This is a genomic window from Myxococcus stipitatus DSM 14675, from assembly GCF_000331735.1.
Taxonomy (GTDB): Bacteria; Myxococcota; Myxococcia; order Myxococcales; family Myxococcaceae; genus Myxococcus; species Myxococcus stipitatus.
Genome location: NC_020126.1, coordinates 2,069,580 through 2,095,907, shown reverse-complemented (window position 1 = coordinate 2,095,907; position 26,328 = coordinate 2,069,580). Strand labels below are relative to the sequence as shown.

Below are 26,328 nucleotides of genomic sequence, written 5' to 3'. Positions count from 1 at the left end.
CACAACATGGAGCGGGGGCTGCACACGCTTCACACCCGGGCCGCGCGGGGACGCTCAGGTCTCGCCCAGGACCTTTCCAGGCGCGACCACCGCGAGGAGGAGCGCCACCGTCCCCGCGAGGGCCGCGGCGATGGCGAACTGCGTGGCGAAGTGACCTCGGGCGAGCGCCAGCGCCGCCACCGTCAGCGAGCCTCCCAGCAGCCGCGTCGAGTAGAGGCTGCTGGTGATGATGCCTCGGTGATGCCAGGCCACGCGCGACTGGGGAGCGATGAGCGAGGTGCTCGCCGCGGGCCCCAGCCCCATGCCCAGCACGGCGAGCGAGGCGAGCGCGGCCATCGTCCCCCAGTCGTACACGGCGGTGAGCGCCAACAGGCCCGCGCCGGTCGCGGCCACCGCGAAGCCCACGCCCGCGCTCAGCCGCATGCCGCCGCGCACCAGCAGCTTCACGCCGAAGGTGGAGCCCACCGACCACCCCAGCAACATGGGCAGGAGCGTCAGCCCCGCGACGATGGGCGTCTTCCCCTCGTGCTCCGTCATCCACAGGGGCACCCACGCGGCCATGCTGTAGAGCAGCGCGCCCCCCGCGATGCCTCCGGCCACGCCGCTGAGCACCGTGCGGTCCTTCACGAGTTCGATGGGCAACAGGGGCGCTCGCGACTGGCGCTGCTGGAGCACCAGCCCCACGGCCACCGCCACGGCGCCGAGCACACACAGCACCCGAAGCCAGGTGTCCCCGGGCTCCAGCGAGAACAGGAGCAGCGCCGCCGACGAGCCCGCGAGCAACGGGCCCCACCGGTCCAGCTTCACGTCCGCGCGCCGCGGCGGGTCCCGGTAGGAGAAGGAGAGCAACAGCGCGGCGAACACCCCGACAGGCACGTTGACGAGGAACACCCACCGCCACGAGGCATTCATGACGAGCCAGCCGCCGATGAGCGGGCCCACGGCGTTGCCCGCGCCCCAGGCGCCCGTGAAGAGGCCCTGGACGGTGGCGCGCTCGCGCAAGGTGTAGAGGTCCGCGCTGATGGTCAGCGTGGTGGGCTGGAGGGCTCCCGCGCCCAGGCCCTGCACCACGCGGAAGGCGATGAGGGCCTCCACCGACTGCGACAGCCCGCACAGCGCGGAGCCGACGAGGAACAGGCCCATGCCGGTGAAGAAGACGGGCTTGCGGCCGATGCGGTCCGCCAGCTTCCCGGAGATGAGCACGCCCACGGTGGACGCGAAGAGGAAGGCGGAGAAGACCCACGAGTAGAGGTGCTGTCCTCCCAGCTCGCGGGTGATGGTGGGCATGGCGCTGGTGACGACCGTGCCCTCGAAGGCGCTGACCACCAGGGCCAGCAGCACCGCGCCCGTCGCCATCCGCCTCGCCGCGCCGGGCTGGGCGGAAGACACCGGCGCCACCGATAGACCGCTTCCTTCCATCGCTTACGTGTAACCGGAGACAGGCCATGCGAAAATCGCAACTTCCGCATAGTCTTCATGCGGAACCCGCATGACCCAAGAACAGCTCCAGGCCTTCCTCCGCGTGGTCCAGGAAGGCCGCCTGTCCCAGGCGGCCCGGGGCCTGGGCTTGTCCCAGTCGGGCTTGTCTCGGCAGCTCCAATCCCTGGAGTCGGAGCTGGGCACGCGCCTGCTCGTCCGCACACCAGGAGGCGCGGTGCTGACGGATGCGGGAGAGCGATTCCTGCCGCATGCCCAGCGCGCGCTGGATGCGCTGGCGGCGGGGACGTCCGAGCTGGGGCGGCTGTCGAACACGCCGCGTGGGCCGGTGTTGCTCGCCACGCTGCACACGGTGGGGGCGTACCTGATGCCGGACATCATCCCGGCGTTCGTGCGTGCGTATCCGGAGGTGCGGCCCCGGCTCAGCGAGGGCTCCGCGGCGTCGATGGAGGACGGGGTGGCGCGCGGCACGCTGGACCTGGCCATCCTGAGTCTGCCGGTGCGGCACACGGACCTGGTGGTGCAGAAGTTGTGGGAGGAAAGCGTGGTGCTGGCCGTGCCGCGCGGACATCGGCTCACGAAGAGCACGCGCCCGGTGTCGCTGGCGGATGCGTTGGACGAGACCTGGATTGTCATCCCGAGCATGTCGGGGACACGCGCGATGGAGGCGGAGTGCGAGGCGCGCGGCGTGACACCCAAGGTGGTGCTGGAGACCGACAACGCGGAGGCCATGCGGCGCATGGTGGAGCGCGGTCTGGGTGTGGCCCTGGTGCCGGAGCTGATGACGCGGGCGCCGCAGTCGCGCGGGTTCGACGTGGTGCCGCTGGGGAAGAGCGGCCTGAAGCGCCAGGTGGCACTGGTGCATCGAGGCGAGGGCTATCTCACCGCGGCGGCGCGGCAGCTCAAGGAGGCCATCGTGACGAGCGTGCGCGCCATGCCACCTCCTTGGGGAACCGGTGGGCGCGGCACCACCTCGGGGTCCACCAGGGGACGCTCGCCCGCTGAGCGCGCCACGGCCGCCGAGCCCAGGAAGCCATGACGCCAAAGCCTTGCCCTTCCCGAGGGCAAAGACAGTCGAGCTGAGCGCGGCGCCAAGGTTTCCGAGAGAGAGACCAGCGTCCGCGGGTGTCAGGCAAGTGGTCGAGAGCGAACGCCTGTCGCGAGGGCCTTTGACGCCCCGCGCATCGCCGCCACACGCTTCCCTCTCCTCATCCCTCAACCGAGCGGAGCGCACATGATACGGACATTCCTTGGAGCCATGGCTGGGTTTGCCTTGGCGGCGGGTCTCGCGGACCAGAATCCTCCACCGGAAGCCAGCCCCGCTCCCGCGAGCCTCACGGCCTCTCCGCAGGAGGTCTCCACGACACTCCCCACGCCGCAGGCGGCGCAGATACCCATCTGCTGGTCAATGACGGATAGTGGGTCGTCCTCGGAGTTGCTGCTGAAATCCATGTATACGAACAGCTGCGCTTTCGTGTCGCGAAACTGCAACGGCGTCACCTGCAGGTTCACCTCCAACTGCTGCGCCGCGAGCACCTGGGTTCGCGTCAACCAAGCCGACTGGGAGCGGCTGCGTGACTCGGGAAAGCTCAGCGGCCTGCGCTACCAGATGATTCCCTGGAACGGGACCAGCTACTCGGTCATCCACAAGAGGCTCAACGGCCCGGTGATTGAGCTGATAACCCCCGGCGAGTTCCTCCCGTAGAACGGGGCCCCTCCGCCGTGTCGAGGTCCAGAAGCCTCGACACGCCCACGAGCCCGTCCCTCTGGGTGAAAGAGCTGAGACATTCCGTTGCAGGCTCGGTGAGCGGGCGAGCACTGCAGCGCCCCCGCTGGGCGGCAAGTGAGGTACTCTGTGGTGCACAAACATTTGCACGGACCGAGGAGCGCTTGATGCCGCTGAAGGTGATGACGTTCAACGTGTTGCAGGGTGGCGAGGAGCGGTTCGACGACATCATCGCCTTCCTGGCTCGCACGCCTCCGGATGTCATCGTGTTGCAGGAGTGTCTCGGCTGGGATGACGGAGGCCGCCTGCGCCGGGTCGCGGAGGCGCTGGACGTGCCCCAGGACGAAGCGCACCTGGTGCTGGGACAGTCGCGCTCGCGCCCCAGCGGCCGCTGCTACCACGTGGCCGTGGTGAGCCGTCCCCCGATTCGCTCGCTGCGCGTCCACAACGACCGCCACTTCCTGGGCCACAGCATCGTCGAGTGCGAGCTGGAGGCGGGCGGACCGGTGACGCTCCTCGGCACCCACTTCGACGCGCATCACGAGAAGCTCCGCTACGTGGAGGCGCGCTACCTGCGCTCCATCCTGGACCCGGCGAGGTTCCGCGAAGGCCAGTACCTGCTGGCCGGAGACCTCAACTCGCTCTCGCGGAGGGACCCGTACCCGGTGGACCTGGCGGACCGCCTGCGCCGGGCGGGGACGGACAAGTTCGACCACCCACCTCGCTTCGACGTCATCGACGACGTCGAGGACTATGGCTGGGTGGATACCTTGCAGATGCGCGGGTCGCCCTCGCGGTGGGTGACGGCCCGGCGCAACCGGGGCGGCGTCACCATCGACTACCGCACGGACTACGTCTTCGCCTCGCCGCGCATGGCCGAGCGGCTCATCTCCACGGACGTCATCGACGTGGGTGATATGTCCGACCACAATCCGGTGGTAGCGACATTCCGCTGACCCGCGTTGGCGACAGCAAGGAGAGCTCGGTGGCAGGGACGGACAGTTATGCGGAGTACGTGATGGAGCTGCTCGAGAAGGTCGGCCCCATCCAGGGTCGGCGGATGTTCGGCGGCTGGGGCTTCTATTTCGAGGGGAAGATGTTCGCCATCATCTCCCAGGGACAGCTCTTCCTGAAGGTCGACGACATCACGAAGCCCGAGTTCGAGGCCGCTGGCTGCAAGCCCTTCATCTACGAAGGCAAGGAACGGCACGTCCAGATGGCGTACTGGACGCCGCCCTCCGACGCGAGCGACGACGCCTACGAGATGCTCCCCTGGGCCCGCCGCGCCATCGACGCGTCACGCAGGGCCGCGCTGAAGAAGGCGCCCAAGAAGCAGCCTCGCGAGAAGAAGCCCCCCGTCGCCAAGAAGGCGCCCACCAAGAAGAAGGCTCCCGTCGCGAAGAAGGCTCCCGCCAAGAAGAAGCCCTCTGTCGCCAAGAAGGCCCCGGCCGCGAAGAAGGCCGCTCGCCTCAAGCGGTCTTGATGGTCGCGGCGGACTCCAGGCCCAGCTCGGCCACGGAGACCTCCCGCATCCGGAACTTCTGCACCTTGCCCGTCACCGTCATCGGGAACGCCTCCACCAGCTTCCAGTAGCGCGGAATCTTGAACGTGGCGATGCGCCCCGAGCAGTGCCGGGTCAGCTGCTCGGGCGTGAGCGTCACGCCCGGCTTCGGCTTCACCCAGGCCATCACCTCCTCGCCATACTTCGCGCTCGGGACACCGATGACCTGCGCCTCGCTGACGCCGGGGTGCGTGTGCAGGAACTCCTCCACCTCGCGCGGGGAGATGTTCTCGCCGCCTCGGATGATGAGGTCCTTGATGCGGCCGACGATGCGCACGTAGCCGTCCGCGTCCATCGTCGCCAGGTCCCCGGTGTGCATCCACCCCGCCGCGTCCACCGCCTTGGCCGTGGCCTCCGGGTTCGCCCAGTACCCCAGCATCACGCTGTACCCCCGCGTGCACATCTCCCCCGCCGAGCCCCGAGGCACCACCGCCCCCGTCTCCGGCTCCACGACCTTCACCTCCAGGTGGGGATGCACCCGCCCCACCGTGGACACGCGCTTGTCCAGCGGGTCATCCAGCGCGCTCTGCGTGGACACCGGTGACGTCTCCGTCATCCCGTAGCAGATGGTCACCTCGCGCATGTGCATCCGCGACTGCACCTGCTTCATCACCTCCACCGGACACGGCGAGCCCGCCATCACGCCCGTGCGCAGCGTCGACAGGTTGAACTCCCCGAAGCGCGGGTGCTCCAGCTCCGCGATGAACATGGTGGGCACGCCATACAGGGACGTGCAGCGCTCGGCCTGCACGGCCTCGAGCACCGCCAGCGCATCGAACGCCTCGCCGGGAATCACCAGGGTGGAGCCATGCGACGTGCACGCCAGGTTCCCAATCACCATTCCGAAGCAATGGTAGAAAGGCACCGGAACACAGACACGGTCCTCGGGGCCGTACTTCAGCGCCTCGCCAATGAAGAACCCGTTGTTCAGCACATTGTGGTGCGACAGCGTCGCGCCCTTGGGCGAGCCCGTCGTTCCAGACGTGTATTGGATGTTGATGGGGTCATCGAACTGGAGCGACGACTCCCGAGCCTCGAGCGTGTGCTCGCTCACGTGCCTGGCATTGGAGAGCAGGAGCTGCCAGTCGTCATCCAGCACCAGCGCCACTCGCAGCGCGGGACAGCGGGGCCGGACCTCCTCCAGCATGGCCCGGTAGTCCGTCTGTCGAAAGCCTTTCGCCAGCAGCAGCACGCTGGTGCCTGACTGGTTGAGGGAATACTCCAGCTCCGCCGTGCGATAGGCGGGGTTGAGATTGACCAGGATCGCGCCCACGCGCGCGGCGGCGTACTGGGTCACCACCCACTCGAAGCGATTGGGAGACCAGAGGCCCAGCCGGTCCCCCTTCTCCACGCCCATGGCCAGCAGTCCCTTGGCCACCTGCGTCGTGAGGTCCCAGAACTCGCGGTACGTCGCGCGGTACCCCTGGGAAACCACAATCAAGGCCTCCCGCTCACCGTGGCGCTCCACCGTCCGCCGCAGGTTCTGCCCGAGCGTCTCTCCCAGCAAGGGGGTGACACCGAGGCCATGCACATACGAGGGCGTCTGGCTCATGCCCGCCATCGTCCCGCCGCCCCCGGACGCCCGGCAAGCCTCCCCGCCTCGAACGCCCCCCTGGTTCACCCACGCCCCGCCCCCCAGGGCACGCTGGATTCCAGCCCCCTCCTGTCCACTTGTCCCACACTGGCGGGGCATCCTGGCCTCGAGTGGGGGATTCGGTGGTGCGGTCACACCCTGCACCGCATTAAATGGAGGGGCTCATGGATGACTCCAACGCCAGGCTGGTCAAGGCGCTGCTGGATGCTCGCCAGCGCCACTGCTTCCCCCCGGACGTGCGCCGGGCGGCCCCCGAGTTCGTCGGACAGGTGCTCGGGCTGCTGTTCCCCCACTTCGCCGAGCGCCTGGAATGTACCGCCGCCGCCGTCCGCCGGGACGTCACCACCGTGGAGGCCAGCCTCCACCGGCTGCGCGAGTCGCTGCTCTCCCTCTACCCCGGCATCGACGCCCACATCCCCGCCCGGTTCATGGAGCGGCTGCCGGACATCTACGAGTGGCTGCGCCAGGACTCCCAGGCCATCTACGACGCCGACCCCGCCGCCCGCTCCGTGGACGAGGTCATCCTCACGTATCCAGGCTTCCTGGCCATCGCCATCTTCCGCGTGGCCCACGCCCTCCACGAGCTCGACTTCCCGCTGCTGCCGCGCCTGCTCTCGGAATACGCCCACCAGCGCACCGGCGTGGACATCCATCCGGGAGCCACCATCGGCCGCCGGTTCGTGATTGACCACGGCACGGGTGTCGTCGTCGGTGAGACGACGCTGATTGGCGACAACGTGAAGCTCTATCAGGGCGTCACCCTGGGCGCCCTCATGGTGGAGAAGGGCCTGGCCGACAAGAAGCGCCACCCCACCATCGAGGACGACGTCGTGGTGTATGCCAATGCCACCATCCTGGGTGGCGCGACGGTGGTGGGTCGCGGCAGCATCGTCGCTGGCAACGCGTGGCTCACCCAGAGCATCCCGCCCAACTCCGTGGTCACCCGACGCAGCGAGATTCGCCCCCGGGGAGCCGACGGCGCCCTGGACTCCATCGAGTTCCATATCTGAGTTCCCCCACCACCCCTACCCGCGCAGCCCCCTAGACGAGGCCCGACATGAAGGCGAACAACATCCTGGAGACCATCGGCAACACGCCGCACGTGCGTATCAACCGGCTGTTTCCGTCTCGCGTCACGGTCCACATGAAGCTGGAGCGCGCCAACCCCGGCGGCAGCATCAAGGACCGCATCGCCCTGTCCATGATTGAGGACGCGGAGAAGCGTGGGCTGCTCAAGAAGAACAGCATCATCATCGAGCCCACCAGCGGCAACACCGGCATCGGCCTGGCCATGGTGGCCGCGGTGAAGGGCTACAAGCTGGTGCTCGTCATGCCGGAGTCGATGAGCATCGAGCGCCGCCGGCTGATGGCCGCCTACGGCGCGACGTTCGAGCTCACCCCGCGCGCCCTCGGCATGAAGGGCGCCATCGCCCGCGCCACCGAGCTTGCGTCCCAGGTCCCCGACGCGTGGATGCCTCAGCAGTTCGACAACGAGGCCAACATCGAGGTGCACAAGCGCACCACCGCGCAGGAGATCCTCAAGGACTTCCCGGACGGGCTGGACTACCTGATTACGGGCGTGGGCACGGGCGGACACATCACCGGCTGCGCCGAGGTCCTCAAGCAGCACTGGCCCAAGCTCAAGGTGCTCGCGGTGGAGCCCACCAAGTCGCCCGTCATCAGCGGCGGGCCGCCCGGCCCCCACCCCATCCAGGGCATCGGCGCGGGCTTCATCCCGAAGAACCTGCACACCAACGTCCTGGACGGCACGGTGCAGGTGGCCGAAGAGGACGCCTTCGAGTTCACCCGCCGCTCCGCGCGCGAGGAGGGCATCTTCGTGGGCATCTCCTCGGGCGCGGCGCTGGCCGCGGTGAACCAGAAGCTGGGCGAGATGACGGACGGCAGCCGCGTGCTGTGCTTCTGCTACGACACGGGCGAGCGCTACCTCTCCATCGACTCGCTCTTCCCCGCCCAGGGCTGAGCGGCGTCAGGCGCGGAAGTCGCGCACCAGCTCCACCAGCCGGTCCATCTCCGACGGCAGGTTGTAGAAGTGGGGCGACACGCGGATGCGCCCCCGGCGGACGGAGTGGGCGACGTGGTGCTCGGACAAGTAGGCGCCGAGCTCCCGCACCCGCGCCCCCGGGGGCAGGAAGGTGAAGATGCCCGCGCGGTGCTCCGGCGCGGGCCCCACCTCGCAGCCCAGCTCGAGCAGGCCCTGCTCCAGGCGCGCGAGCAGCTCGCGGATGCGCGCCTCGATGTTCTCCACGCCCACCTCCTGCAACAGCTCCATCGCCGCGCCCATCGCGTAGAGGCCGGGGTACGCGGAGCTGCCTTCCTCGAACTTGCCCGCGTCGGAGCGCAGCTCGAAGTGGGTGCGGTTGAAGTTCCACGCATCCGTGGTGCTGCGCCAGCCCACCAGCACCGGGCGCACCTGGGGGAGGACCTCCTTGGCCACGTACAACACGCCGATGCCGGAGATGCCCAGCATCCACTTGTGGCTGTCCGCGCTGAGGAAGTGGATGCGGCACTTCTTCACGTCCACCGGGACGCAGCCCACGCTCTGGATGCCGTCCACGCAGAAGAGCACCCCCGCGCGCTCGCACAGCGCCCCCACGGCCTCCAGGTCCGTGCGGTAGCCCGTGGCGAACTGCACGGAGGACACCGCCACCAGCCGCGTGCGCGGGGTGAGCGCCTGGGCGACCGCCTCCGGGGTGACGCCGCCGGAGGGTGTCTGGATTTCGCGCACCACGACGCCCCGGTCCTTCAGGTGCAGCCAGGGATAGACATTGGAGGGGTACTCCAGGGAGGAGGCCACGGCCACCTCGTCGCCGGGCTTCCAATCCAAGCCCTCCGCGACCAGGCCCAGGCCGTGGCTGGTGTTGCGCACGAAGGCAATCTCACCGGACTCGGCGTGGAGGATGCGGGCCGCCAGGGCGCGGATGCGCTCGCAGTGGGCCTCCCAGCCTCGCTCGTGGCTGATGCCATGGTAGACGAGGTCGTCCATCCACCCGCGCACGGCCTCGGCGGCGCGAAGGCTGGTGGGGGCCACTCCCGCGTGGTTGAGATAGAGCTGCTCCTGCAGCACGGGGAAGAGGGCGCGGTAGGACTCGAGGGGACGCGTCATGCCTTCGAGTCTACTCTCATCAGGAGCCCACTCCCCGGGAAGTGGGTGGATGGGATATGCCTCCAGGACATGCGATGCGACTTTCGCGGTCCCCTGCGGAGCACCGGATTGCTGTGCACCTTGCTGGCGGGGTGCGCGAGCACCGTCCAGGCGCCCTACCCGGCCATTCGCGCGGACAGCTCTCCCGCGGCGCTCGAGCGGGGCGCCTCCATCTTCCACGCGAGCTGCGAGGCCTGTCATCGCGGCGGGGACGTGGAGACGGCCTCGGGTGCGCCGCTGCATGAGCTGCCGTCGTACATGGGGCGCTTTCACGCGTCGAACCTCACCTCCCATCCCACGGCGGGCATCGGCGCCGTGTCGGACGAGGAGCTGGCGCGCGCCATCCGCTACGCGGTGAGCCGGGATGGACGGCTGATGGTGATGCCCAGCTACGGGATGGGCGACAAGGACCTGGCGGCGGTGCTGGGCTTCATGCGGTCGAAGCACCCGCTCTTCACGCCGGAGGCGAAGCCCGCGCCCCGCTCCGAGTTCAGCTTCATTGGGGGACTGGGCTTCCGCTTCATCACGGGGAACGAGCCGGTGCAGCGGCCCCCCATCGGCATCCCCGTGCCGCCCAAGGGGCCCACGCTGGAGTACGGCCGATACATGGCCCACGACGTCTATGACTGTGCGTCGTGTCACACGCCGGGCTTCAGTCCGGAGAAGACGTCGGACGACGAGGTCTTCTCGGGAGGCATGGCGTTCAAGGACTCGGAGGGGAACGAGGTCCTCTCCAGCAACATCACGTTCCATGGGACGGGGCTCGCGCACTGGACGCTGGAGGACTTCACGCGCGCGGTGCGCGACGGCATCGCGCCGGACGGGTCCGCGGTGCGGATGCCCATGCCTCGCTTTCGCGGCATGGACAGCGATGAGGCCCGGGCGCTCTATGACTATCTGCGCTCGATGCCGCCTCGGAAGAACGCGGTGGAGGGCGCAAGGCCCCGCCTCACCGCGACGTTCCAGCGTCCGGCGTGGGTGACCACGGCCCAGGGCAGCGCCCCTCCGGACGCCCCCGTGTCCTCGCCCGCCGTCGTCGCGACGCCCGCGAAGACTGCCTCGAGCGAGTCCGCCACGGCGAGCGCGCCCGCATCCGCGGCGGCCAGCGACCCGGGCTCCAGCCCCCACGCCGCTGGGCCAGCGCCGTCCGATTCGCACCCGCCGCTCCCCTCGCCCGCTCCCGTGGACGCCTCGAAGCTCTTCACCCAGTTCGGGTGCGCGGCCTGCCATGCCCCGGGGGCCCGCTACCATGCGCAGATGTCTCGCGCGGCGGGGCGCACCGAGGAGGAGCTGGTGCAGTGGATTCGGACCCCGGCGCGGTTCCTGCCCGGCACGCCGATGCCCACCTACGAGGAGCTGCTCGACGTCGCCACCGCGCGGGCCCTGGCCCAGTGGGTGAAATCCGGCGGCCCCGCCACGATGGCTTCCGCCACGCACTGACGTCCGAGGACTCCACCGCGACACTGTCCGTGCGCGCCTCGCGCCCTCGGCCATCGCGCTGCCCCGCGAGGCGCCGAGTGGGCGCACCCACGCAAGCGAGGACGTCTCCGCAATCCATGCTCCGTCCTCCACTGGGACGGAGAGGAAACCCCCGCGCGAAAATTCGAGCGAAATGACCCGAGAAACCAGCCCCCTTCGTATCTGGGTGGAAGTTCCTCGGGATGTCGCGTGACACCACCGAGGCGCGTGCCACCCCGGTGCGAACCGGCCCCTGCCCCGGGGTGGTGCGTGTCACTTCCCGAGCCCCCGCGCTCCCGCCCCCCGTGGGGTCAGGAGAGGGCTGCTTCCGAGGCGCGGCTCGCATAGCGTGGATGCATGACGGAGTGCCTCCTCAACATCGACCTGGGTGAGCTGCCCGACGAGGACGAACGGCTCTACGCCTTCGCCCAGGTGGCCAACATCGCCTGTGGTGCGCATGCCGGTGACGACGCATCCATGCGCCGTGCCCTGGAGCTCTGCGCACGCCATGGCACGCGCGCCTGCGCGCACCCGTCCTACGAGGACCGTGAGGGCTTCGGACGGCGGGCCTTCGACGTGGCGCCCGATGTCCTGCGAGGCCAGGTGGCGAGCCAGTGTGCGCGCCTCGCCCGGCTCGCCCGCGAGCAGCGGGTGCCCGTCGTCTTCGTCAAGCCGCACGGCGCGCTGTACCACGCGGCCAATGCCTCACCCGCGCTGGCGCGAGCGCTGGTCGCGGGAGTCGTCGAGGCACTGGGCTCGGGCATCACCCTCATCGCGCCGCCAACGGGTGCGCTGCGAGACGCCGCCATCGACGCCGGCCTTCCCCATGCGCGCGAGGCCTTCGCGGACCGAGGCACCCGACCGGATGGCTCGCTGATTCCGCGCGGCCAGCCCGGCGCCGTCCTCACCGACGCCGCACAGGTGCGTCGGAACGCCGTGCGCCTCGCGACCCACGGGGACATCGACACCCTCTGCGTGCACGGCGACACGCCCGGGGCGGTGGAGCTGGCGCGCGAGGTGCGCTCCACGCTGGATGCGCTGGCCCTCCCCATCCAGCCCCTGGGGGATGGCGCGCTGCGCTTCTCGCTGCCCGACACCGTGGAGCGACGTGCCGCGCGCGAGGTGCTGAAGGCCCTGCCCGGTGTCGTCGATGCCGTCGTCACGGAGCAGCACGCCTGCGTGTACTTCGACCCCAGCGCGCCCCCGGAGGAGCCTCGGCTGGCCCTGTCGCGGCTGCTGTACGCGCCCATGGACACGGTGGAGCGGGCGCTCGTCACCTTGCGCATCCGCTACGACGGCCCCGACCTGGAGAAGGTCGCCGCGCGCGCGGGACTGTCCGTGGACGACGTGGCCCGGCTCCACGCGGCGCGCGAGTACACGGTCCGGTGCGTGGGCTTCCTCCCCGGCTTCGCGTACCTGGGGGAGCTGGACCCGCGCATCGTCGTGCCCCGGCTCCCCACGCCGCGCATGCGGGTGCCCGCGCTCGCGGTGGGCATCGCGGGGGCACGCACGGGGGTGTATCCCTTCGCCTCTCCAGGCGGATGGAGCTTGATTGGCACGGCCATGGACTTCACGGCCTTCCACCCGGACCGAGGGGCGGTGTTGCAGCTCGGTGACCGGGTGCGCTTCGAACAGGTGGGATGATGGCGGGCTGGCTGGATATCACGGGCATGGCGGGGCCCGTCATGGTGCAGGACGGCGGAAGGCCGGGGCAGATGCATCACGGTGTTCCGCCCGGCGGAGCGCTGGTGCCGGAGCTGCTCGCGCTGGCCAATCGCGCGGTGGGCAACCCCTGGGGCGCGGCGGCGCTGGAGTGCCTGGGGCCCGTGGAGGTGTGCGCACGAGGAAGGGCCCTGCGCCTCTCGGTGGATGGACACCCCTCCTTCCTGTTGCCCGAAGGAGAGCGCTTCCGAGTGCCCGCGCCCGAGCGCTCCAGCGTCACCTGCCTCGCGGTGGACGGAGGGCTGGAGGTGCCCCAGGTCCTCGGCGGACAAGGCACGCTCCTGGTCGCGCGACTCGGGGGACATGAAGGCCGGCTGCTGAAGACGGGAGACTCGCTTCCCGTCGGAGCCACCCGCGCGAGCCCCGAGTCCGTGGCGCTGTTGTTCCCGTGGGAGGATGAGCGCCCCATCCGGCTGACGATGGGCCCGGACACGGAGGACTTCGACGCGCTGATGGCGGCCTCGCTGTTGGGGAGCACCTTCACGGTGTCGAACACGAGCGACCGCGTGGGCATGCGGCTCCAAGGCCCCGCGCTGGCGCACGGCGACGAAGGCGCGAGCACGTCCCGCCCCATGGTGCGAGGCGCCATCCAGGTGACGCTCTCGGGCGAGCCCATCGTCCTCGGGCCGGACCACCCCACCACGGGGGGCTATCCCCTCATCGCCACCGTCATCCGCGCGGACTGGGGACGCCTGGGCGCGCGACGTCCCGGCGCCACCGTCGAGTTCCAGGCCGTGACGCGCGACGAAGCCCGCGACGCCTGGAGCGACTTCGCGCGGCGCTTCCGAGGCGACCCGTGAAGCAGGAGGGCTGAGCCCATGCGGCTGCGCACCGAACGGCTCATCCTCCGCGACTTCCAACGCGAGGACACCGCCACCGTCCTCGCCTACCAGTCGAAGCCCGCCTATCTCGAGCACTACGAGCGGCCACCCCCGACGGAAGAAGAGGCCCGCGCCTTCGTGGACATGCTGTGCCGCTGGGCCGAGGAGCAACCTCGCTCGAAGTACCAGCTCGCCATCACCCTGGACGGCGGCCGGGTGATTGGCACCTGCGGCGTGCGCAAGGCGGCCGCGGAGGACACCGTGGCGGAGTATGGCTGCGAGCTCGACCCGGAATACTGGCGACGCGGCTACGCGCTCGAGGCCTCGCGACACCTGCTCACGTGGAGCATCGCCACGCTGGGCCTGCGCGAGGTCTTCGCCCTCACCCGCCCCGAGAACCAGAGCGCCATCCGCCTCGCGGAGGCCCTGGGCTTCCGCCGCGTCGAGGACGGGCGCTACGAGCTCACCTGTCCCTGAACCGCCTCTTCCTCCCGGGGCAGCGAGAAGGTGAACGTCGTCCCGTGGCCCAGGAGGCTGCGCACGCTCACCTCGCCGCCGTGGGCCTCCACGATGCCTCGGGTGATGGAGAGCCCCAGCCCCACGCCGCTCCCGGGAGTGGGCGTCATGGGACGGCGGAAGCGGTCGAACACCACGGGCAGCACCTCCGGCGCGATGCCGGAGCCCGTGTCCTCCACGCTCAGCTCGACCTGGCCCGAGCGCACCTCCGCCCTGACGGTGATGCGTCCCCCCGGCGGCGTGAAGCGGACGGCGTTGCCCACCAGGTTGGAGAACACCTGATGAATCCGGTCCGGGTCGCACCACACCTCGACATCCCGCTCGGGCAGCCGCACCTCCAGGCCGATGCCTCGCTCCAGGGCCAGCGGCTCCAGCTCCGACGCCTGCTCCAGCAGCCGTGAGAGCGACAGCGAGACACGCCGCACGCGGAAGCCGCCGCCTTCGATGGCCGCGAAGTCGAGCAGGTCGTGGATGAGCCGCTCCATGCGCAGCGCGGAGCGGTTGAGCGTGTCCAGGTGCTGGCGCGCCCGTCCATGCTGCGGCGCCACGAAGGGCGCCAGGAGCGAGGACGTCATCGAGATGACGCCCAACGGATTGCGCAAGTCATGCGACACCATCGCGAGCAGCTCGCCTCGCAGCCGCATCTGCGACTCCGCGGCGCGGCGGGCCTTGCGCTCCGCCTCGTACAGCCGGCCATTCTCCACCGCCACCGCGGCGGAGTCCGCGAGCGCCTGGAGGAGCGACACCTCCCGCGTCCCCAGCTCGCGCCGCTCCGCCCAATACGCGCCAATGGCCCCCACCGGATTCGCGCGCCGCACCGGCACCATGACCAGACACTTCACGAAGGTGGTGCGGTAGGCCTCGCACGACACGCGCTCATCCGCGAAGACGTCCTCGATGATGGCCGGCTCGTCATTCAGGATGGTCCAGCCGGAGATGCACGCATCCACGGGGAACCGCCGTCCCTTCCACAGGGGCGCGATGGCGTCCTCGTCCGCGTAGTGGACCAGGTCCCCTTCTCTCAGGACGAAGGTGACGCCATCCGCGCCGCTGAGCTGCCGCGCCGCGCGGCGCACCCTCGCGATGATGTCCTCGAGCTCCCGCAAGTGCGCCAGCTCTCGCACGACCTCGAGCAGCACGCGGGTGTCATCGAACGTCAGTGCCTCGAGCGGCGGACGCTCCTGAAACGTTCGCAAGGATGGCCTCCCTGGAGCAGGCTTCAGTCAACGCACACGGTAAGAAGGACGCCACCCTCAACCCTCCCGGCCGTAGGTATAGGGGTTTGCTCCGCGCGAGACCACGCGTCACCCCACACCCACCCGGGGGTTCTCGCTGGAATGAAAAATGGCGGCCCCGCCGCTCAGCGTTGGAGCAGGCGCGACAGGAACTCGCGGGTGCGCGGGTGCTGGGGCTCGCGCAACACCTGCTGCGGCTGGCCCTGCTCCACCACCTTGCCCGCGTCCATGAACAAGACGCGGTGAGCCACGTCCGCCGCGAAGCCCATCTCGTGCGTCACCACGCACATGGTCATGCCCTCGCGCGCCAGCTCGCGCATGACCTCCAGCACCTCGCCCACGAGCTCCGGGTCCAGCGCGCTGGTGGGCTCGTCGAAGAGCATCAGCTCCGGCTTCATCGCCAGCGCCCGGGCAATCGCCACGCGCTGCTGCTGCCCGCCGGAGAGCTGCGAGGGGAACGCCTCCGCGCGCGAGTCCAGGTGCACCAGGGCCAGCATGCGCTTGCCCAGCGCGCGCGCCTCGTCCTCCGACATGCCCAGCACCTTGCGCGGCGCCAGCGTCACGTTGTCCAGCGCGCTCAAGTGGGGGAACAGGTGGAAGCGCTGGAACACCATGCCCACGCGGCGGTGCAGCGCCTGGAGCGCCTTGGGCTCGTCGCGCACGGGCGTGCCTCCGACGATGACCTCGCCCTCGGAGGGCACCTCCAGTCCACACAGACACCGCAGGAGCGTGGACTTGCCACAGCCCGACGGGCCCACGAAGACGACCACCTCTCCGGGCTCCACCTGGAGGTCCACGCCCTTGAGGACCTCCAGCGACCCGAAGCGCTTGTGCAGATTGCGAACCTCGACGAGCGCCATGGCCATCCTCACGATTGACGGTGGAGGCGCTTCTCCAGCGCCGCGGCCAGCCGCGTCAGCGGCAGTGTGGCCATGAGATAGAACAACGCCACGAGCGGCCAGATGGCCAGCGGCGCCGCCAACTGGCTCGCCAGCTCCTGCCCCGCCCGCGTCAGCTCCGCCAGGCCGATGATGGACACCAGCGAGGAGTCCTTCAGCAGCGCGATGCCCTCGTTCGTCAGGGGCGGCAGCACGTTGCGCAGCGCCTGCGGGAGGATGACGAAGCGCATCACCTGCGCGTGGCTCATGCCCAGCGCCCGCGCCGCCTCTTCCTGCCCCGGGTCCACCGAGGCGATGCCCGCCCGGAAGATCTCCGCCACGTACGCGGCGCTGTTGAGCGTCAGCGCCAGCACCGCCGCCACCATCGGCGCCAGGTCCACGCCCAACAGCTGCGGCAGCGCGTAGTAGATGAAGATGATTTGCACCAGCAACGGCGTTCCGCGGAGCCCCTCCACGTACGCCGCGCACAGCCAGGACAGCGGCTTGAAGCGCACCCGCCGCCCCAGCGCCACGGCCAGCCCCAAGGGCAGCCCCGACACCAGCGCCAGCAGCGTCAGGCCCAGGGTGAGCCCCAGCCCCACCGCCAGCCGCCGGGCCACCTTGCCCCAGGGCACCTCCGCCGCGGCCTCCGCCTTGCGCGCGGACTCGCCGAAGTAGCGCTCCTCCAGCGCCGCGAACTTCCCGTTGTCGCGCAGCCGCTGGAGCGCCGCGTTCACCGCGTCGCGCAGCTCCGGGTCGTCCGGCCGCATCGCGATGCCGTACTGCTCCTCCGTGAGCAGCCCGCCCGCGGGGCGCAGCCCCTTGAAGCCGTGGGTCAGGAAGTAGCGCAGCGTCGGCCCGTCTCCCACGACACCCGCCAGGTTCCCGTTGCGCAGGTCCTGGAGTGCCAGGTCGATGCTCGGGTACTGCCGCACCTCCACGTCCGGGAACTTCTGGAGCACCAGCGCGGCGGTGGTGTTGATCTGGATGCCCGCCACCTTCCCCCGGAGGCTCTCGATGCCCGTGACGGACAGGTCATCCTCGCGCGTCACCACCAGCTGCCCGGCGGTGTAGTACGGCGAGGAGAAGCCCAGCCGCTGCTGGCGCTCGGGCGTAATCGTCACCGCCGACATCACCAGGTCGAACTTCCCCGCCATCAGCGCCGGGAACACGCCGTCGAAGGACGTGTTCGTCCACTCCACCTTCGCGCCCAGCTCCTCCGCGATGAGCCGGCCCAGCTCGATGTCGAAGCCCACCAGCTCCCCGTCCTTCACGGACTCGAAGGGGGGGTAGGTGCCGTCCGTCCCGATTCGCAGGGTCCGGCCCTTCCAATCCCCCCGGGAGGCGGGCGCCTCGCTCCGGCCACACCCCGGCAGCCCCCACAGCCCCCAGGCAAGAAACAGCAGGGCCAGCCCGAACAGGGGGGTCCGGCGACACAGGAGACGGAGGCGAGACATGGGAAGAACTGCTCACATGCCCAACATTCCCTGAAGCATCAACTGTTTCCGGCCCTGGCCCAGCAAGCCTTGATAGCCGGGCAACTTGTGGGGGCCTTGGCCCGATACTCCTTCTACACCATGAAGACCACTTCCTCCGGTCCCCGCATCCAGCCTCGTCCGCTTGACACTTCCGCCACCCCGGCGCGCAATGAAGTGAAGCCCCAGGTGGCGAAGGGGGACTCGCGTGACGCCTCCCGCTTCGACACGGGCGCCGCGAAGAAGCCCGCGGTGGCGCTCTCCTCGCCCCTGGCCTCGTCCCAGGGGACCCGGGTGGCCCCCGGCACCTACCCCACCGTCGCGGACGTGAAGGCCATCTCCGCCATGCAGGACCCGGTGGCCCGCAACCTGGCCATCACCCAGGGCTACTCCGACCTGTCCAACGCCCTGGGTCAGATGCTGGGGAAGGAGAACGCCAACTGGTCCACGTTCGCGACGTGGGCCTCCAAGCAGGCGGGCGTGAGCATCCGCAACGAGGACATGCCCAAGTTCCTCACCGACGCCCTCAACGGCGCCGCGGACCTGGCCGGCCCGCTGAAGAAGGTGGACGACGTGCTGCGCAAGCTGGGCCTGCCGTCGCTGCCCCTGGCGGACATCGCCGCGGCGGGCAAGGACGCGCTCAACAACGTCAGCAACTCGATTGCGGAGGGCAACCGCTTCGTCTTCAACGAGGTGGGCCAGGAGTTCGCCCGCTTCATCGAGACCTTCCAGGGCGACACCGCCTACGACGCGGCCAAGACGCAGAAGTACCTGGACGGCTTCGGCCAGGACAAGCCCCTGCTGAAGGAGGCCTTCGGCCACTACGCCAAGGCCATGTTCGAGAAGGACCCGAACACGAAGGCGGAGCTGATGCTCCTGGGCAACGACAAGATTGGCCTGCACGAGCAGACCCAGCTCACGCCCTTCATCGAGAAGGCGCTCAACGCGCCCGTGAAGGACACCTTCCGCGACATCCTCCGCCAGAGCATCGAGTCGGGCATCAACGGCCTGCCCTTCCCGGCGAAGCTCGCGGGCAAGGCGGCCCTGAAGTCGGGCCTGGTGGACGCGGCGCTCAACCCCGTCGTCGACGCGACGGCCACCGTGTTCCGCCGCCTGGCCACCGAGCACATGATGAAGCTGGCGGTGCCCGGCGGCGCGCTGAAGCTGGGCAACGACCTGCCCCCGCCCGCGGGCATGGAGTCCACGCTCTTCCCGCCGCACCTGCGCGCCATCCAGAACCCGGAGCTGCGCGCGCTGCTCGGCAAGCTGGACTCCAGCCCCGACAGCCTCAAGGGCACCGCCGCCAAGGACTGGAGCAAGCTGGACCAGCGGATGGACTACATCATCGACCTGTTCCGCACGCGCCAGTCGGACCCGCGCCTGTTCGACCAGCCCTTCGGCAAGTCGGGCACCACCTACCCGCTGCCGGCCACGCAGCAGCGCGCGGGCTGAGGTCTCGAGGTACCGCGCGCGCCCGCTGTCCTGGGCGCGCGCGCTGGCGTCTCAGGACGCCTCGTCCACCACGAACTGCTCCAGCCGGGCGATGCCCAGCTTCTTCATCCGGCTCTGGAGCGTGGAGGGCTTGAGGCCGAGCAGCGCCGCCGCCCCACCCGGCCCGTAGACGCGGCCCCGCGTGAGCGAGAGCACCCGCAGGATGTGCTCGCGCTGCACCGCCGCCAGCGTCAGCACCGCGCCGGGCTTCATCGCCGCGTCCGGCGCCGCGGCCTCTACCGGGGAAGAGGCTTGCGCGGGGACCGGGGCACCTCCAGACGAAGTGCCCACGTCGAAGGCCGTGGCTCCCAGCTCCGTGCCCGGGGTCAGGATGGTGGCGCGCTCCAGCGCGTTCGCCAGCTCGCGCAGGTTGCCCGGCCACTCGTACGCGGCCAGCCGGCCCAGCCCCGCGGGTGACACGCGCATCCCGCGCCGGCCCGTGCGCTTCGCCTGCTCCTCCAGGAGGAACGTACACAGCTGGGGCAGGTCCTCGCGCCGCTCGCGCAAGGGCGGCAGCCGCAGCGGGAAGACACTCAGCCGGTAGTAGAGGTCCTCGCGGAAGCGCTTCTCCGCGATGGCCTTCTGCAAGTCGACATGCGTCGCCGCGAGGATGCGCACGTCCGAGCGCACCGTCTTGTCGCTGCCCACCGGCTCGAACGCCTTCTCCTGCAGCGCGCGCAGGAGCTTGGCCTGAAGCTCGACGGGCAGCTCGCCCACCTCGTCGAGCAGCAGCGTGCCACCGTGGGCCATCTGGAAGCGGCCCGCGCGGTCCTTCGTCGCGCCGGTGAAGGCGCCCTTCACGTGGCCGAACAGCTCGCTCTCCAGGAGCCCCGCCGGAATCGCCGCGCAGTTGAGCGTGACGAAGGGCTGGTCCGCCCTCGAGCTCCAGCGGTGGATGGCCCGCGCCAGGCGCTCCTTGCCCGTGCCCGTCTCGCCCGTGATCAACACCGGCGTGTCCGTCTCCGCCACCTGCCGCGCGCGCCGCGCCAGATCCCTCATCACCGGACTCAGCGACGTCTCGAGGATGCCCTCCGAGTCTCCGCCGAGCTGCGCCTCCAGCAGCTTCGCGTGCTCGTGGTCCTGGCGGTGGAGCTGCTCGAAGGCGGCGCGCTGCTCGGCCGCCTGGAGGGCCGTCGCGAGCATCTGCCCGTACACCTCCACCAGGTCCACGACGGGCTGCGGATACGTCTCGCACTCCGCCCGGTCCAACGTCAGCACGCCGTACGTGCGCTCGCCCGCGCACAGCGGCACCACCATGCACGCGTGCCCCGCCGGCAGGTCCAGCACGCCATCGAACGGGTCTCCGTCGCCGTGCGAGTGGTCCTCCTCCGTGAAGGCCCGTGCGCGCCGCGTCTCCAGCGCCTGCTTCAAGGAAGGGAACTCCGAGAGCGCCAGCGCGTGGTGACGCACCTTCGCGTTCGCGAGCGGCCCACGCGCCGCCACCGACACCAGCTTGCCGTCCCTCAAGAGGAACAGCGTCGCCAGGTCGAAGCGCACCACGCGCGTCAACCAGTCCAGTCCTCGACGAAGCAGCTCCTCCACCGAATCCTCGGTGGTTGCCAGCTCGACCAGGTCCCGAGCATCCTTCGCGCCCTCGGTAAGGCCAGACAGTTCATCCGACATGCCGCATGAATAATAGCGTTCCACCGAAATTGCAGTGGCGGCCATCACCGAGATTTCGTTATTCACCGTCCAGGCGGCAACGGCCAGCGGGGGTTGAAAGTCAAGCCCCTGAAATCATTGAAGTGGAATGGCTGGCACGAGGTCTGCTGTAGGCAGTGGCATCGAACACCTTCCCAGGGGCCCCCCCGGCCCCTCAACCCAAGGAGCAGTAACGACATGTTGACCGTTGGCGACAAGCTTCCGAACTTCAAGGTCAAGTCCACCGTGAGCCTGGAGAAGGGCAAGGAGTTCCAGGACATCACGAACGAGTCCTACAAGGGCAAGTGGATCGTCCTGTTTGCCTGGCCGAAGGACTTCACGTTCATCTGCCCGACGGAGATCGCGGAATTCGGCAAGAAGAACAAGGAGTTCAACGACCGTGACGCGCAGGTGCTGGGCCTGAGCACCGACAGCGAGTTCGTGCACCACGCGTGGCGCACGCACCACCCGGACCTGAAGAACCTGCCCTTCCCCATGCTGGCGGACGTGAAGCACGAGCTGTGCAGCGCGCTGGGCATCCTCCACAAGCAGGAGGGCGTGGCGCTGCGCGCGACCTTCATCATCGACCCGGACGGCATCATCCGCCACGTGTCCGTGAACGACCTCTCCGTCGGCCGCAACGTCTCCGAGACCGTCCGCACGCTGGACGCGCTCCAGACGGACGAGCTGTGCCCCTGCAACTGGAGCAAGGGCGAGGAGACCCTGACCCAGAAGCTGGCGAAGGCGGGGTAATCCACCATGGCCTCGCTCGAAGTCGTCCGCTCTGAGCTCGCGGACGCCCACAAGGACACCCGCCTCAACCTCCAGGCCGTTCTGGAGGGTGGAAGCCTCACGCCGGAGCAGCGCTGGTGTGTGGCCGTCGCTTCCGCGTACGCCGTTCGCAACGAGCGGCTGAAGGAAGCGATGCTCAACGAGGCGCGGAAGGCACTCGCGAACCCCGAGCCCGTCATCGAGGATGCGCGCGCCGCCGCCTCGCTGATGGCGATGAACAACGTCTACTACCGCTTCCGGCACATGATCGGGAAAGAGTCGTACTCGACCAAGCGCGCCGGACTGCGGATGAACAGGCTCGCGCAGGTGCTGACCACCAAGGTGGACTTCGAGCTGGTCTGCCTCGCGGTGAGCGCCATCAACGGCTGCGAGATGTGCATGCAGTCCCACGAGAAGGTCGTCCTCGAGGGCGGCCTCTCCGAGGACCAGGTGCACGACGCCGTCCGCATCGCGTCGGTCATCCACGCCGCCGCGGTGGGCCTGGAGTCGTAAGCCTCCCGTCGCGAGTCAGCTGTGCTTCACCCGCGCCCTCCGGTGGAAACGCCGGAGGGCGCTCCGTTTTCCGGCGCCGCGCATCTGAAGAGGCGTCACGGAAATAAGAACGAAAGGAACACACCATGTACAAGAGCCCCAGCCCCCTCCCCGAGAAGACCCGCGCCACCATCGCCGACTCGCTCAACGCGCGGCTCGCGGACGGCCTCGACCTGCACTCGCAAATCAAGGTGGCCCACTGGAACATCAAGGGCCCGCAGTTCGCGTCGCTGCACCCCCTGTTCGAGACCTTCGCGGTGAGCCTGGCCAACCACAACGACTCCATCGCCGAGCGCGCGGTGACGTTGGGCGCCAAGGCGTATGGCACCACCCGTCACGTGGGCAAGGCGAGCCGCCTGCCGGAGTATCCGCAGGAGACGACGCGTGACCTGGAGCACGTGAAGCTCCTGGCCGAGCGCATCGAGGTGTACCTGGACGGCCTGCGCGAGAGCCGCAAGCTCTTCGTCGAGGTGGATGACGCGGACTCCGAGGACCTGGCCACCGGCATCATCGTGGAGTTCGAGAAGCACGCGTGGTTCCTGCGCGCGTCACTGGAAGGCTGACGCGTCAGGCGGCACCCGGGACAGGCGCGCCGTGAGTGTGCACGGCGTTGCACGTCCCGAGCAGGCGTCCGGAGCAGCCGGGCGCCTTTGTTTTCGCGAGGTTGAGTAGGGCACGGAGGTTGCTGTACTGGCGCTCGTCCCCATCGTGCAGGCGCGGTGGGGCCTGCTCTCGAAGGAGCCCCTCGATGCGCCCCGTCCTCGCTCTCTCCCTGGTCCTCCTCGTCGCCGCGTGTGGCGAGGGTGACGTTCCTCCCGATGAACTCGTCGAGACCTCCAAGGCGCGCGTGGAGCGCGCGGTGGCGGCGGGACATCTGGCACGAGGCGCGCTGGAGATGTTGGGAGTGATGCCCGTGTACACGTGCGGCGAGCCGCGCCGCACGTTCCTGGATGTCGCGATGGTGGACGTGCGCACGCGGGTGTCGTGTGTCACCACGAGCATCAAGTCCATGGACGCGGTGACGGACGCGGTGCTGTTCACCTTCGCCGAGAGCGGCTGCGAAATCCACGGACTGAAGTTCACCGGCCGCGCCGTCATCCAGTATCGCGGCGGCGAGGACCGGATGGAGGTCGAGGCCAGCCTGCACGAGCTGGAGGTCGACGGGCAGCCGCTGAACGTGGCGGCGGGCTATGGCACCTGCGGGGACCAGACGAGCGCCTGGGCGCAGGTGTACACCGCGGTGCCGGGACAGCCGGACCACGGGATTCAGCTGGACGTCCGGGTGACGAAGCGTCCGGGGCTCCCGCTGCTGGGGGGCACCACGCTGATTCTCGACGGACAGGGCGCGCTGGTCATCCCGGATGGGCGGGTGGACCGGCTCGCCTTCACCACCCTCCAGTACGAGGTGGGAGAGTTCCTGCCCAAGGAAGGCACGCTCACGTTGCAGACGGTGGACGGACACTTCGTGGAGGCGAGCTTCCAGCCGGGCCTGTGGCGGCTGGGCAAGGTGAAGCTGACGGTGGATGACCACAAATCCGTGACGGTGCCCATCGTCCGTTAGCGCGGAGTACACGCGCCCTGGCTTTCCGCTAGGGTGCGGCCCCGTGAGCGACGACGTCACGACGATTCCCGCCTTCCGCTCCGTGCCGCGCACGGGCGTCATCTTCGTCACCGCCGAGGCCACGCGCCGAGGCTACCGTTCCAGCGACCCCGACTGGTGCAACCTGGGCCAGGGGCAGCCGGAGACGGGAGACCTGCCGGGCGCCCCACCCCGGCTGGACACGGTGAACATCGACGTGGCGGACATGGAGTACGCCCCCGTCGCCGGCCTCTGGGATGTGCGCGAGGCCATCGCCAGCCTCTACAACCGCCTCTACCGCCGGGGCATGCCCAGCCAGTACAGCGCGGAGAACGTGTGTCTGTCGGGCGGAGGACGCGCGGCCCTCACGCGCGCGGCGGCGAGCCTGGGCAGCATCAACCTGGGCCACTTCCTGCCGGACTACACGGCCTACGAGGAGCTGCTGGACGTCTTCAAGGCGTTCACCGCCATCCCCATCCTCCTGGAGGGTGAGCGCGGCTACGCCTTCACCCACGAGGACCTGCGCCGCGAGGTGCAGGGCCGCGGCCTCTCCGCGCTGCTCTTCTCCAACCCGTGCAACCCCACCGGCAAGCTGGTGCACGGAGAGGAGATGGCGCGCTGGGTGGGCGTCGCGCGCGAGCAGGAGTGCGTGCTGCTCATCGACGAGTTCTACTCGCACTACATCTGGACGGGCCGCCCCGGGCACCTGCCCGTGGAGAGCGCCGCGCGCTACGTCGAGGACGTGAACCGCGACCCCATCGTCATGTTCGACGGCTTCACCAAGAACTGGCGCTACCCGGGTTGGCGCATGACGTGGACGGTGGGCCCCAAGCAGGTGATTGAGGCCGTCTCCAGCGCGGGCAGCTTCCTGGACGGCGGTGGCAGCCGGCCCTTGCAGCGCGCGGCCATTCCGATGCTCCAGGAGGAGCCGGTGGTGGCGGAGACCTTGGCCATCCACTCCGCGTTCCGCGAGAAGCGAGACCGCTTCCACTCGCGGCTGGAGCGGCTGGGCATCCGCACGGACCGGGCGCCGGACGGGACGTTCTACGTCTGGGGCAACGTGTCCGGCCTGCCCGCGCCGCTCAACGACGGCATGGGCTTCTTCCGCGCGGCGCTGGAGCACAAGATCATCACCGTGCCCGGCGAGTTCTTCGACGTGAATCCGGGCAAGCGCCGCGCCCGTCCCTCGCGCTTCCGCAGCTACGTGCGCCTGTCCTTCGGCCCGTCCATGGAGGTGCTGGAGAAGGCCCTCGGCCGGCTGGAGGCCATGGTGCTCCAGCACAGCCGCGTCTGACGCGGGCCGTCCGCTGCGCCCCGGCCAGAAGCCCTATGCTGGGGCGCACATGAGACTGCCCTCCTCCCGGCTCGCGCTGCTCGGCGTCCTCTACTTCGTGCAGGGGATGCCGTTCGGCTTCCAGGCCACCGCGCTCCCCGTCTATCTGCGCGAGCGAGGGGTGTCGCTCACCACGCTGGGCTTCGTCGGGGTCCTCGCGCTGCCGTGGGGACTCAAGGCCCTGTGGGCGCCGCTGGTGGACCGCTACCACTCCTCGCGGCTGGGACGCCGGCGCTCGTGGATCCTCCCGATGCAGGCGGGCCTGACGCTCACGTGTGTCGCGGCGGGGCTGCTCGCGTCGGAGGGCGGCTCGCTGCGGCTGCTGCTGGGGCTCATCCTGGTGATGAACCTCTTCGCGGCGACGCAGGACATCGCGGTGGATGGGCTCGCGGTGGACATGCTGCGCCCGGAGGAGCTGGGGCTGGGCAACTCCGTGCAGGTCGTGGGCTACAAGCTGGGCATGCTCACCGGAGGGGGCCTGCTGGTCTGGGCCAGCAAGTACCTGGGCTGGTCGGGTCTGTTCCTCTCCATGGCCGCGCTGTGCGCCGTCGCCCTCGTCGTCACGCTCCTGTCGCGAGAGGTGCCACCGCGTGAGCCCTCCTCCGCGTCCGCTGTCGAGAAGGCCGCGGAGCGCTTGAGCTGGGCGCAGTGGTGGGAGCGCATCCGGATGTTGGTGACGGGCCCGGGTGTCGGCTGGCTGCTGCTCTTCATCGGCACGTACAAGCTGGGCGAGACGATGGCGGACGTCCTCTACAAGCCCTTCCTCGTCGACGCGGGCATCCCCGCGTGGAGAATCGGCCAGTGGGTGGGGACGTGGGGCAACGTGGCGTCCATCGCCGGCTCCATCGCGGGAGGCGTGCTGGCCATGCGCATGCCCATGCTGGGAGCGCTGGGGCTCACCGCGGCGCTGCGCGTGTTGCCGCTGATGGGACGGTGGTGGCTGGCGAGCCACGGCGTGAGCGACGCGGGAGTCATCGGCGTGACGCTCGCGGAGGAGCTGGTGGGTGGCGCGCTCACGACGGTGATGTTCGCGTTCATGATGTCTCGCGTGGACCGGAGTATCGGCGCGACGCACTACACGCTGTTGGCCAGCATCGAGGTCTGGGGCAAGGCGCCCGCGGGCCCGCTCGCGGGGTGGCTCGCGGATTCGACACATGGGCTCGGGTGGGGCTACGCGCCGGTGTTCCTGCTGGGCGCCGCGCTGTCCGTGGCCTTCCTCGTGTTGTTGATTCCGTTGCGACAACAACACGCGCGAAAGGTGACTGTCGTTCTCACGGAATGAGCGCCGCGGCCGCTCGTGGGACAGCGGAGAAATGTCAGCCACGGCTGCTATTTGTTTCCCCGTCGTCCTCCTCCAACTTCACGGGGAGAACTT

The 26,328-nt window shown here is 69.6% G+C and carries 24 protein-coding genes; 17 read left to right on the top strand and 7 right to left on the bottom strand.

Features of this window, described 5'->3' with window-relative positions; all coding sequences use genetic code 11:
* Positions 1–54: 54 nt before the first annotated feature.
* Complete coding sequence (locus tag MYSTI_RS08410; protein WP_015347297.1) at positions 55–1,398, bottom strand: MFS transporter; 1,344 nt, start codon at positions 1,396–1,398, stop codon at positions 55–57.
* A 91-nt stretch (positions 1,399–1,489) separates the two neighbouring features.
* On the opposite strand from MYSTI_RS08410, the gene MYSTI_RS08405 reads away from it, so the two are divergent.
* The 4 genes from MYSTI_RS08405 (at position 1,490) to MYSTI_RS08390 (ending at position 4,646) form a co-directional block, all read left to right on the top strand.
* Positions 1,490–2,476: a LysR family transcriptional regulator gene (locus MYSTI_RS08405; protein WP_015347296.1), complete on the top strand. Its 987-nt coding sequence runs from the start codon at positions 1,490–1,492 to the stop codon at positions 2,474–2,476.
* Between the two features lie 219 nt (positions 2,477–2,695).
* On the top strand, positions 2,696–3,142 hold the full coding sequence (locus MYSTI_RS40520) for a hypothetical protein (RefSeq protein WP_052350933.1): 447 nt from the start codon (positions 2,696–2,698) through the stop codon (positions 3,140–3,142).
* A gap of 188 nt (positions 3,143–3,330) precedes the next feature.
* Positions 3,331–4,119: an endonuclease/exonuclease/phosphatase family protein gene (locus tag MYSTI_RS08395; protein WP_015347294.1), complete on the top strand. Its 789-nt coding sequence runs from the start codon at positions 3,331–3,333 to the stop codon at positions 4,117–4,119.
* Positions 4,120–4,148: 29 nt separating this feature from the next.
* Positions 4,149–4,646 (top strand): TfoX/Sxy family protein, encoded by a 498-nt coding sequence (locus MYSTI_RS08390; protein WP_015347293.1) that lies wholly within the window; start codon positions 4,149–4,151, stop codon positions 4,644–4,646.
* On the opposite strand, the gene MYSTI_RS08385 is transcribed toward MYSTI_RS08390, so the two are convergent.
* Positions 4,633–6,276, bottom strand: a complete 1,644-nt coding sequence (locus MYSTI_RS08385) for an AMP-binding protein (protein WP_044283351.1) — start codon at positions 6,274–6,276, stop codon at positions 4,633–4,635. The genes MYSTI_RS08390 and MYSTI_RS08385 overlap by 14 nt on opposite strands.
* A 206-nt stretch (positions 6,277–6,482) precedes the next feature.
* Between MYSTI_RS08385 and epsC the strand changes: the two genes are divergently transcribed.
* Both epsC and cysK read left to right on the top strand, forming a co-directional pair.
* Positions 6,483–7,328 carry a serine O-acetyltransferase EpsC gene (epsC, locus tag MYSTI_RS08380; RefSeq protein ID WP_015347291.1) on the top strand — a complete coding sequence of 282 codons (846 nt, stop codon included), beginning with the start codon at positions 6,483–6,485 and terminating at the stop codon, positions 7,326–7,328.
* 47 nt (positions 7,329–7,375) lie between these two features.
* Entirely contained in the window at positions 7,376–8,299 is a 924-nt protein-coding gene (cysK, locus tag MYSTI_RS08375; RefSeq protein ID WP_015347290.1) for a cysteine synthase A, read from the top strand.
* Between the two features lie 6 nt (positions 8,300–8,305).
* Here the strand turns inward: cysK and MYSTI_RS08370 are convergent, their stop codons facing one another.
* Positions 8,306–9,442 carry an aminotransferase class V-fold PLP-dependent enzyme gene (locus MYSTI_RS08370; protein WP_015347289.1) on the bottom strand — a complete coding sequence of 379 codons (1,137 nt, stop codon included), beginning with the start codon at positions 9,440–9,442 and terminating at the stop codon, positions 8,306–8,308.
* A 108-nt stretch (positions 9,443–9,550) separates the two neighbouring features.
* On the opposite strand from MYSTI_RS08370, the gene MYSTI_RS08365 reads away from it, so the two are divergent.
* The 4 genes from MYSTI_RS08365 (at position 9,551) to MYSTI_RS08350 (ending at position 13,959) form a co-directional block, all read left to right on the top strand.
* Positions 9,551–10,921, top strand: a complete 1,371-nt coding sequence (locus tag MYSTI_RS08365; RefSeq protein ID WP_233278210.1) for a c-type cytochrome — start codon at positions 9,551–9,553, stop codon at positions 10,919–10,921.
* A gap of 375 nt (positions 10,922–11,296) precedes the next feature.
* Entirely contained in the window at positions 11,297–12,583 is a 1,287-nt protein-coding gene (locus tag MYSTI_RS08360) for a LamB/YcsF family protein (protein ID WP_015347287.1), read from the top strand.
* Positions 12,580–13,461: a 5-oxoprolinase subunit C family protein gene (locus tag MYSTI_RS08355; RefSeq protein WP_233278209.1), complete on the top strand. Its 882-nt coding sequence runs from the start codon at positions 12,580–12,582 to the stop codon at positions 13,459–13,461. The genes MYSTI_RS08360 and MYSTI_RS08355 overlap by 4 nt, the downstream gene beginning before the upstream one ends.
* 18 nt (positions 13,462–13,479) lie before the next feature.
* Positions 13,480–13,959, top strand: coding sequence for a GNAT family N-acetyltransferase (locus tag MYSTI_RS08350; RefSeq protein ID WP_015347285.1), 480 nt, complete (start codon positions 13,480–13,482; stop codon positions 13,957–13,959).
* Here the strand turns inward: MYSTI_RS08350 and MYSTI_RS08345 are convergent.
* The 3 genes from MYSTI_RS08345 to MYSTI_RS08335 form a co-directional block, all read right to left on the bottom strand.
* The gene (locus MYSTI_RS08345) at positions 13,938–15,194 is read right to left on the bottom strand and encodes a sensor histidine kinase (RefSeq protein WP_015347284.1); all 1,257 of its coding nucleotides are present in this window, start codon (positions 15,192–15,194) and stop codon (positions 13,938–13,940) included. The two genes, MYSTI_RS08350 and MYSTI_RS08345, sit on opposite strands and share 22 nt — an antisense overlap.
* 164 nt (positions 15,195–15,358) lie before the next feature.
* Entirely contained in the window at positions 15,359–16,093 is a 735-nt protein-coding gene (locus MYSTI_RS08340; RefSeq protein WP_015347283.1) for an amino acid ABC transporter ATP-binding protein, read from the bottom strand.
* Positions 16,094–16,101: 8 nt separating this feature from the next.
* Complete coding sequence (locus MYSTI_RS08335) at positions 16,102–17,568, bottom strand: ABC transporter permease subunit (RefSeq protein ID WP_015347282.1); 1,467 nt, start codon at positions 17,566–17,568, stop codon at positions 16,102–16,104.
* Positions 17,569–17,688: 120 nt separating this feature from the next.
* Between MYSTI_RS08335 and MYSTI_RS08330 the strand changes: the two genes are divergently transcribed.
* Positions 17,689–19,038, top strand: a complete 1,350-nt coding sequence (locus MYSTI_RS08330) for a hypothetical protein (RefSeq protein ID WP_015347281.1) — start codon at positions 17,689–17,691, stop codon at positions 19,036–19,038.
* A 51-nt stretch (positions 19,039–19,089) separates the two neighbouring features.
* Here MYSTI_RS08330 and MYSTI_RS08325 read toward each other — a convergent pair whose 3' ends face one another.
* Positions 19,090–20,700 carry a sigma 54-interacting transcriptional regulator gene (locus tag MYSTI_RS08325; protein ID WP_015347280.1) on the bottom strand — a complete coding sequence of 537 codons (1,611 nt, stop codon included), beginning with the start codon at positions 20,698–20,700 and terminating at the stop codon, positions 19,090–19,092.
* A 216-nt stretch (positions 20,701–20,916) separates the two neighbouring features.
* Here MYSTI_RS08325 and MYSTI_RS08320 point away from each other — a divergent pair, with 216 nt between their 5' ends.
* The 6 genes from MYSTI_RS08320 to MYSTI_RS08295 all read left to right on the top strand — a co-directional run bounded on the left by MYSTI_RS08320 (position 20,917) and on the right by MYSTI_RS08295 (position 26,235).
* Positions 20,917–21,471, top strand: a complete 555-nt coding sequence (locus MYSTI_RS08320) for a peroxiredoxin (RefSeq protein ID WP_015347279.1) — start codon at positions 20,917–20,919, stop codon at positions 21,469–21,471.
* A 6-nt stretch (positions 21,472–21,477) separates the two neighbouring features.
* Positions 21,478–22,002: a carboxymuconolactone decarboxylase family protein gene (locus MYSTI_RS08315; protein WP_015347278.1), complete on the top strand. Its 525-nt coding sequence runs from the start codon at positions 21,478–21,480 to the stop codon at positions 22,000–22,002.
* A gap of 125 nt (positions 22,003–22,127) precedes the next feature.
* Entirely contained in the window at positions 22,128–22,604 is a 477-nt protein-coding gene (gene dps, locus MYSTI_RS08310; protein WP_015347277.1) for a DNA starvation/stationary phase protection protein Dps, read from the top strand.
* 185 nt (positions 22,605–22,789) lie between these two features.
* Complete coding sequence (locus MYSTI_RS08305; protein ID WP_015347276.1) at positions 22,790–23,602, top strand: hypothetical protein; 813 nt, start codon at positions 22,790–22,792, stop codon at positions 23,600–23,602.
* 43 nt (positions 23,603–23,645) lie between these two features.
* A complete protein-coding gene (locus MYSTI_RS08300; RefSeq protein WP_015347275.1) occupies positions 23,646–24,914 on the top strand; it encodes a pyridoxal phosphate-dependent aminotransferase in 1,269 nt (422 codons plus the stop codon).
* A gap of 49 nt (positions 24,915–24,963) precedes the next feature.
* Positions 24,964–26,235 carry an MFS transporter gene (locus MYSTI_RS08295; protein WP_015347274.1) on the top strand — a complete coding sequence of 424 codons (1,272 nt, stop codon included), beginning with the start codon at positions 24,964–24,966 and terminating at the stop codon, positions 26,233–26,235.
* Positions 26,236–26,328: the final 93 nt, after the last annotated feature.

Bases quoted from the DNA above. Each gene is read 5' to 3' on its own strand.
- MYSTI_RS08295 (WP_015347274.1), top strand. From the start codon at position 24,964: ATGAGACTGCCCTCCTCCCGGCTCGCGCTGCTCGGCGTCCTCTACTTC.
- MYSTI_RS08355 (WP_233278209.1), top strand. From the start codon at position 12,580: ATGATGGCGGGCTGGCTGGATATCACGGGCATGGCGGGGCCCGTCATG.
- MYSTI_RS08340 (WP_015347283.1), bottom strand. From the start codon at position 16,093: ATGGCGCTCGTCGAGGTTCGCAATCTGCACAAGCGCTTCGGGTCGCTG.
- MYSTI_RS08405 (WP_015347296.1), top strand. From the start codon at position 1,490: ATGACCCAAGAACAGCTCCAGGCCTTCCTCCGCGTGGTCCAGGAAGGC.
- MYSTI_RS08325 (WP_015347280.1), bottom strand. From the start codon at position 20,700: ATGTCGGATGAACTGTCTGGCCTTACCGAGGGCGCGAAGGATGCTCGG.
- MYSTI_RS08335 (WP_015347282.1), bottom strand. From the start codon at position 17,568: ATGTCTCGCCTCCGTCTCCTGTGTCGCCGGACCCCCCTGTTCGGGCTG.
- MYSTI_RS08395 (WP_015347294.1), top strand. From the start codon at position 3,331: ATGCCGCTGAAGGTGATGACGTTCAACGTGTTGCAGGGTGGCGAGGAG.
- cysK (WP_015347290.1), top strand. From the start codon at position 7,376: ATGAAGGCGAACAACATCCTGGAGACCATCGGCAACACGCCGCACGTG.
- MYSTI_RS40520 (WP_052350933.1), top strand. From the start codon at position 2,696: ATGGCTGGGTTTGCCTTGGCGGCGGGTCTCGCGGACCAGAATCCTCCA.
- epsC (WP_015347291.1), top strand. From the start codon at position 6,483: ATGGATGACTCCAACGCCAGGCTGGTCAAGGCGCTGCTGGATGCTCGC.
- MYSTI_RS08330 (WP_015347281.1), top strand. From the start codon at position 17,689: ATGAAGACCACTTCCTCCGGTCCCCGCATCCAGCCTCGTCCGCTTGAC.
- MYSTI_RS08315 (WP_015347278.1), top strand. From the start codon at position 21,478: ATGGCCTCGCTCGAAGTCGTCCGCTCTGAGCTCGCGGACGCCCACAAG.
- MYSTI_RS08360 (WP_015347287.1), top strand. From the start codon at position 11,297: ATGACGGAGTGCCTCCTCAACATCGACCTGGGTGAGCTGCCCGACGAG.
- MYSTI_RS08320 (WP_015347279.1), top strand. From the start codon at position 20,917: ATGTTGACCGTTGGCGACAAGCTTCCGAACTTCAAGGTCAAGTCCACC.
- MYSTI_RS08385 (WP_044283351.1), bottom strand. From the start codon at position 6,276: ATGAGCCAGACGCCCTCGTATGTGCATGGCCTCGGTGTCACCCCCTTG.
- MYSTI_RS08305 (WP_015347276.1), top strand. From the start codon at position 22,790: ATGCGCCCCGTCCTCGCTCTCTCCCTGGTCCTCCTCGTCGCCGCGTGT.
- dps (WP_015347277.1), top strand. From the start codon at position 22,128: ATGTACAAGAGCCCCAGCCCCCTCCCCGAGAAGACCCGCGCCACCATC.
- MYSTI_RS08350 (WP_015347285.1), top strand. From the start codon at position 13,480: ATGCGGCTGCGCACCGAACGGCTCATCCTCCGCGACTTCCAACGCGAG.
- MYSTI_RS08370 (WP_015347289.1), bottom strand. From the start codon at position 9,442: ATGACGCGTCCCCTCGAGTCCTACCGCGCCCTCTTCCCCGTGCTGCAG.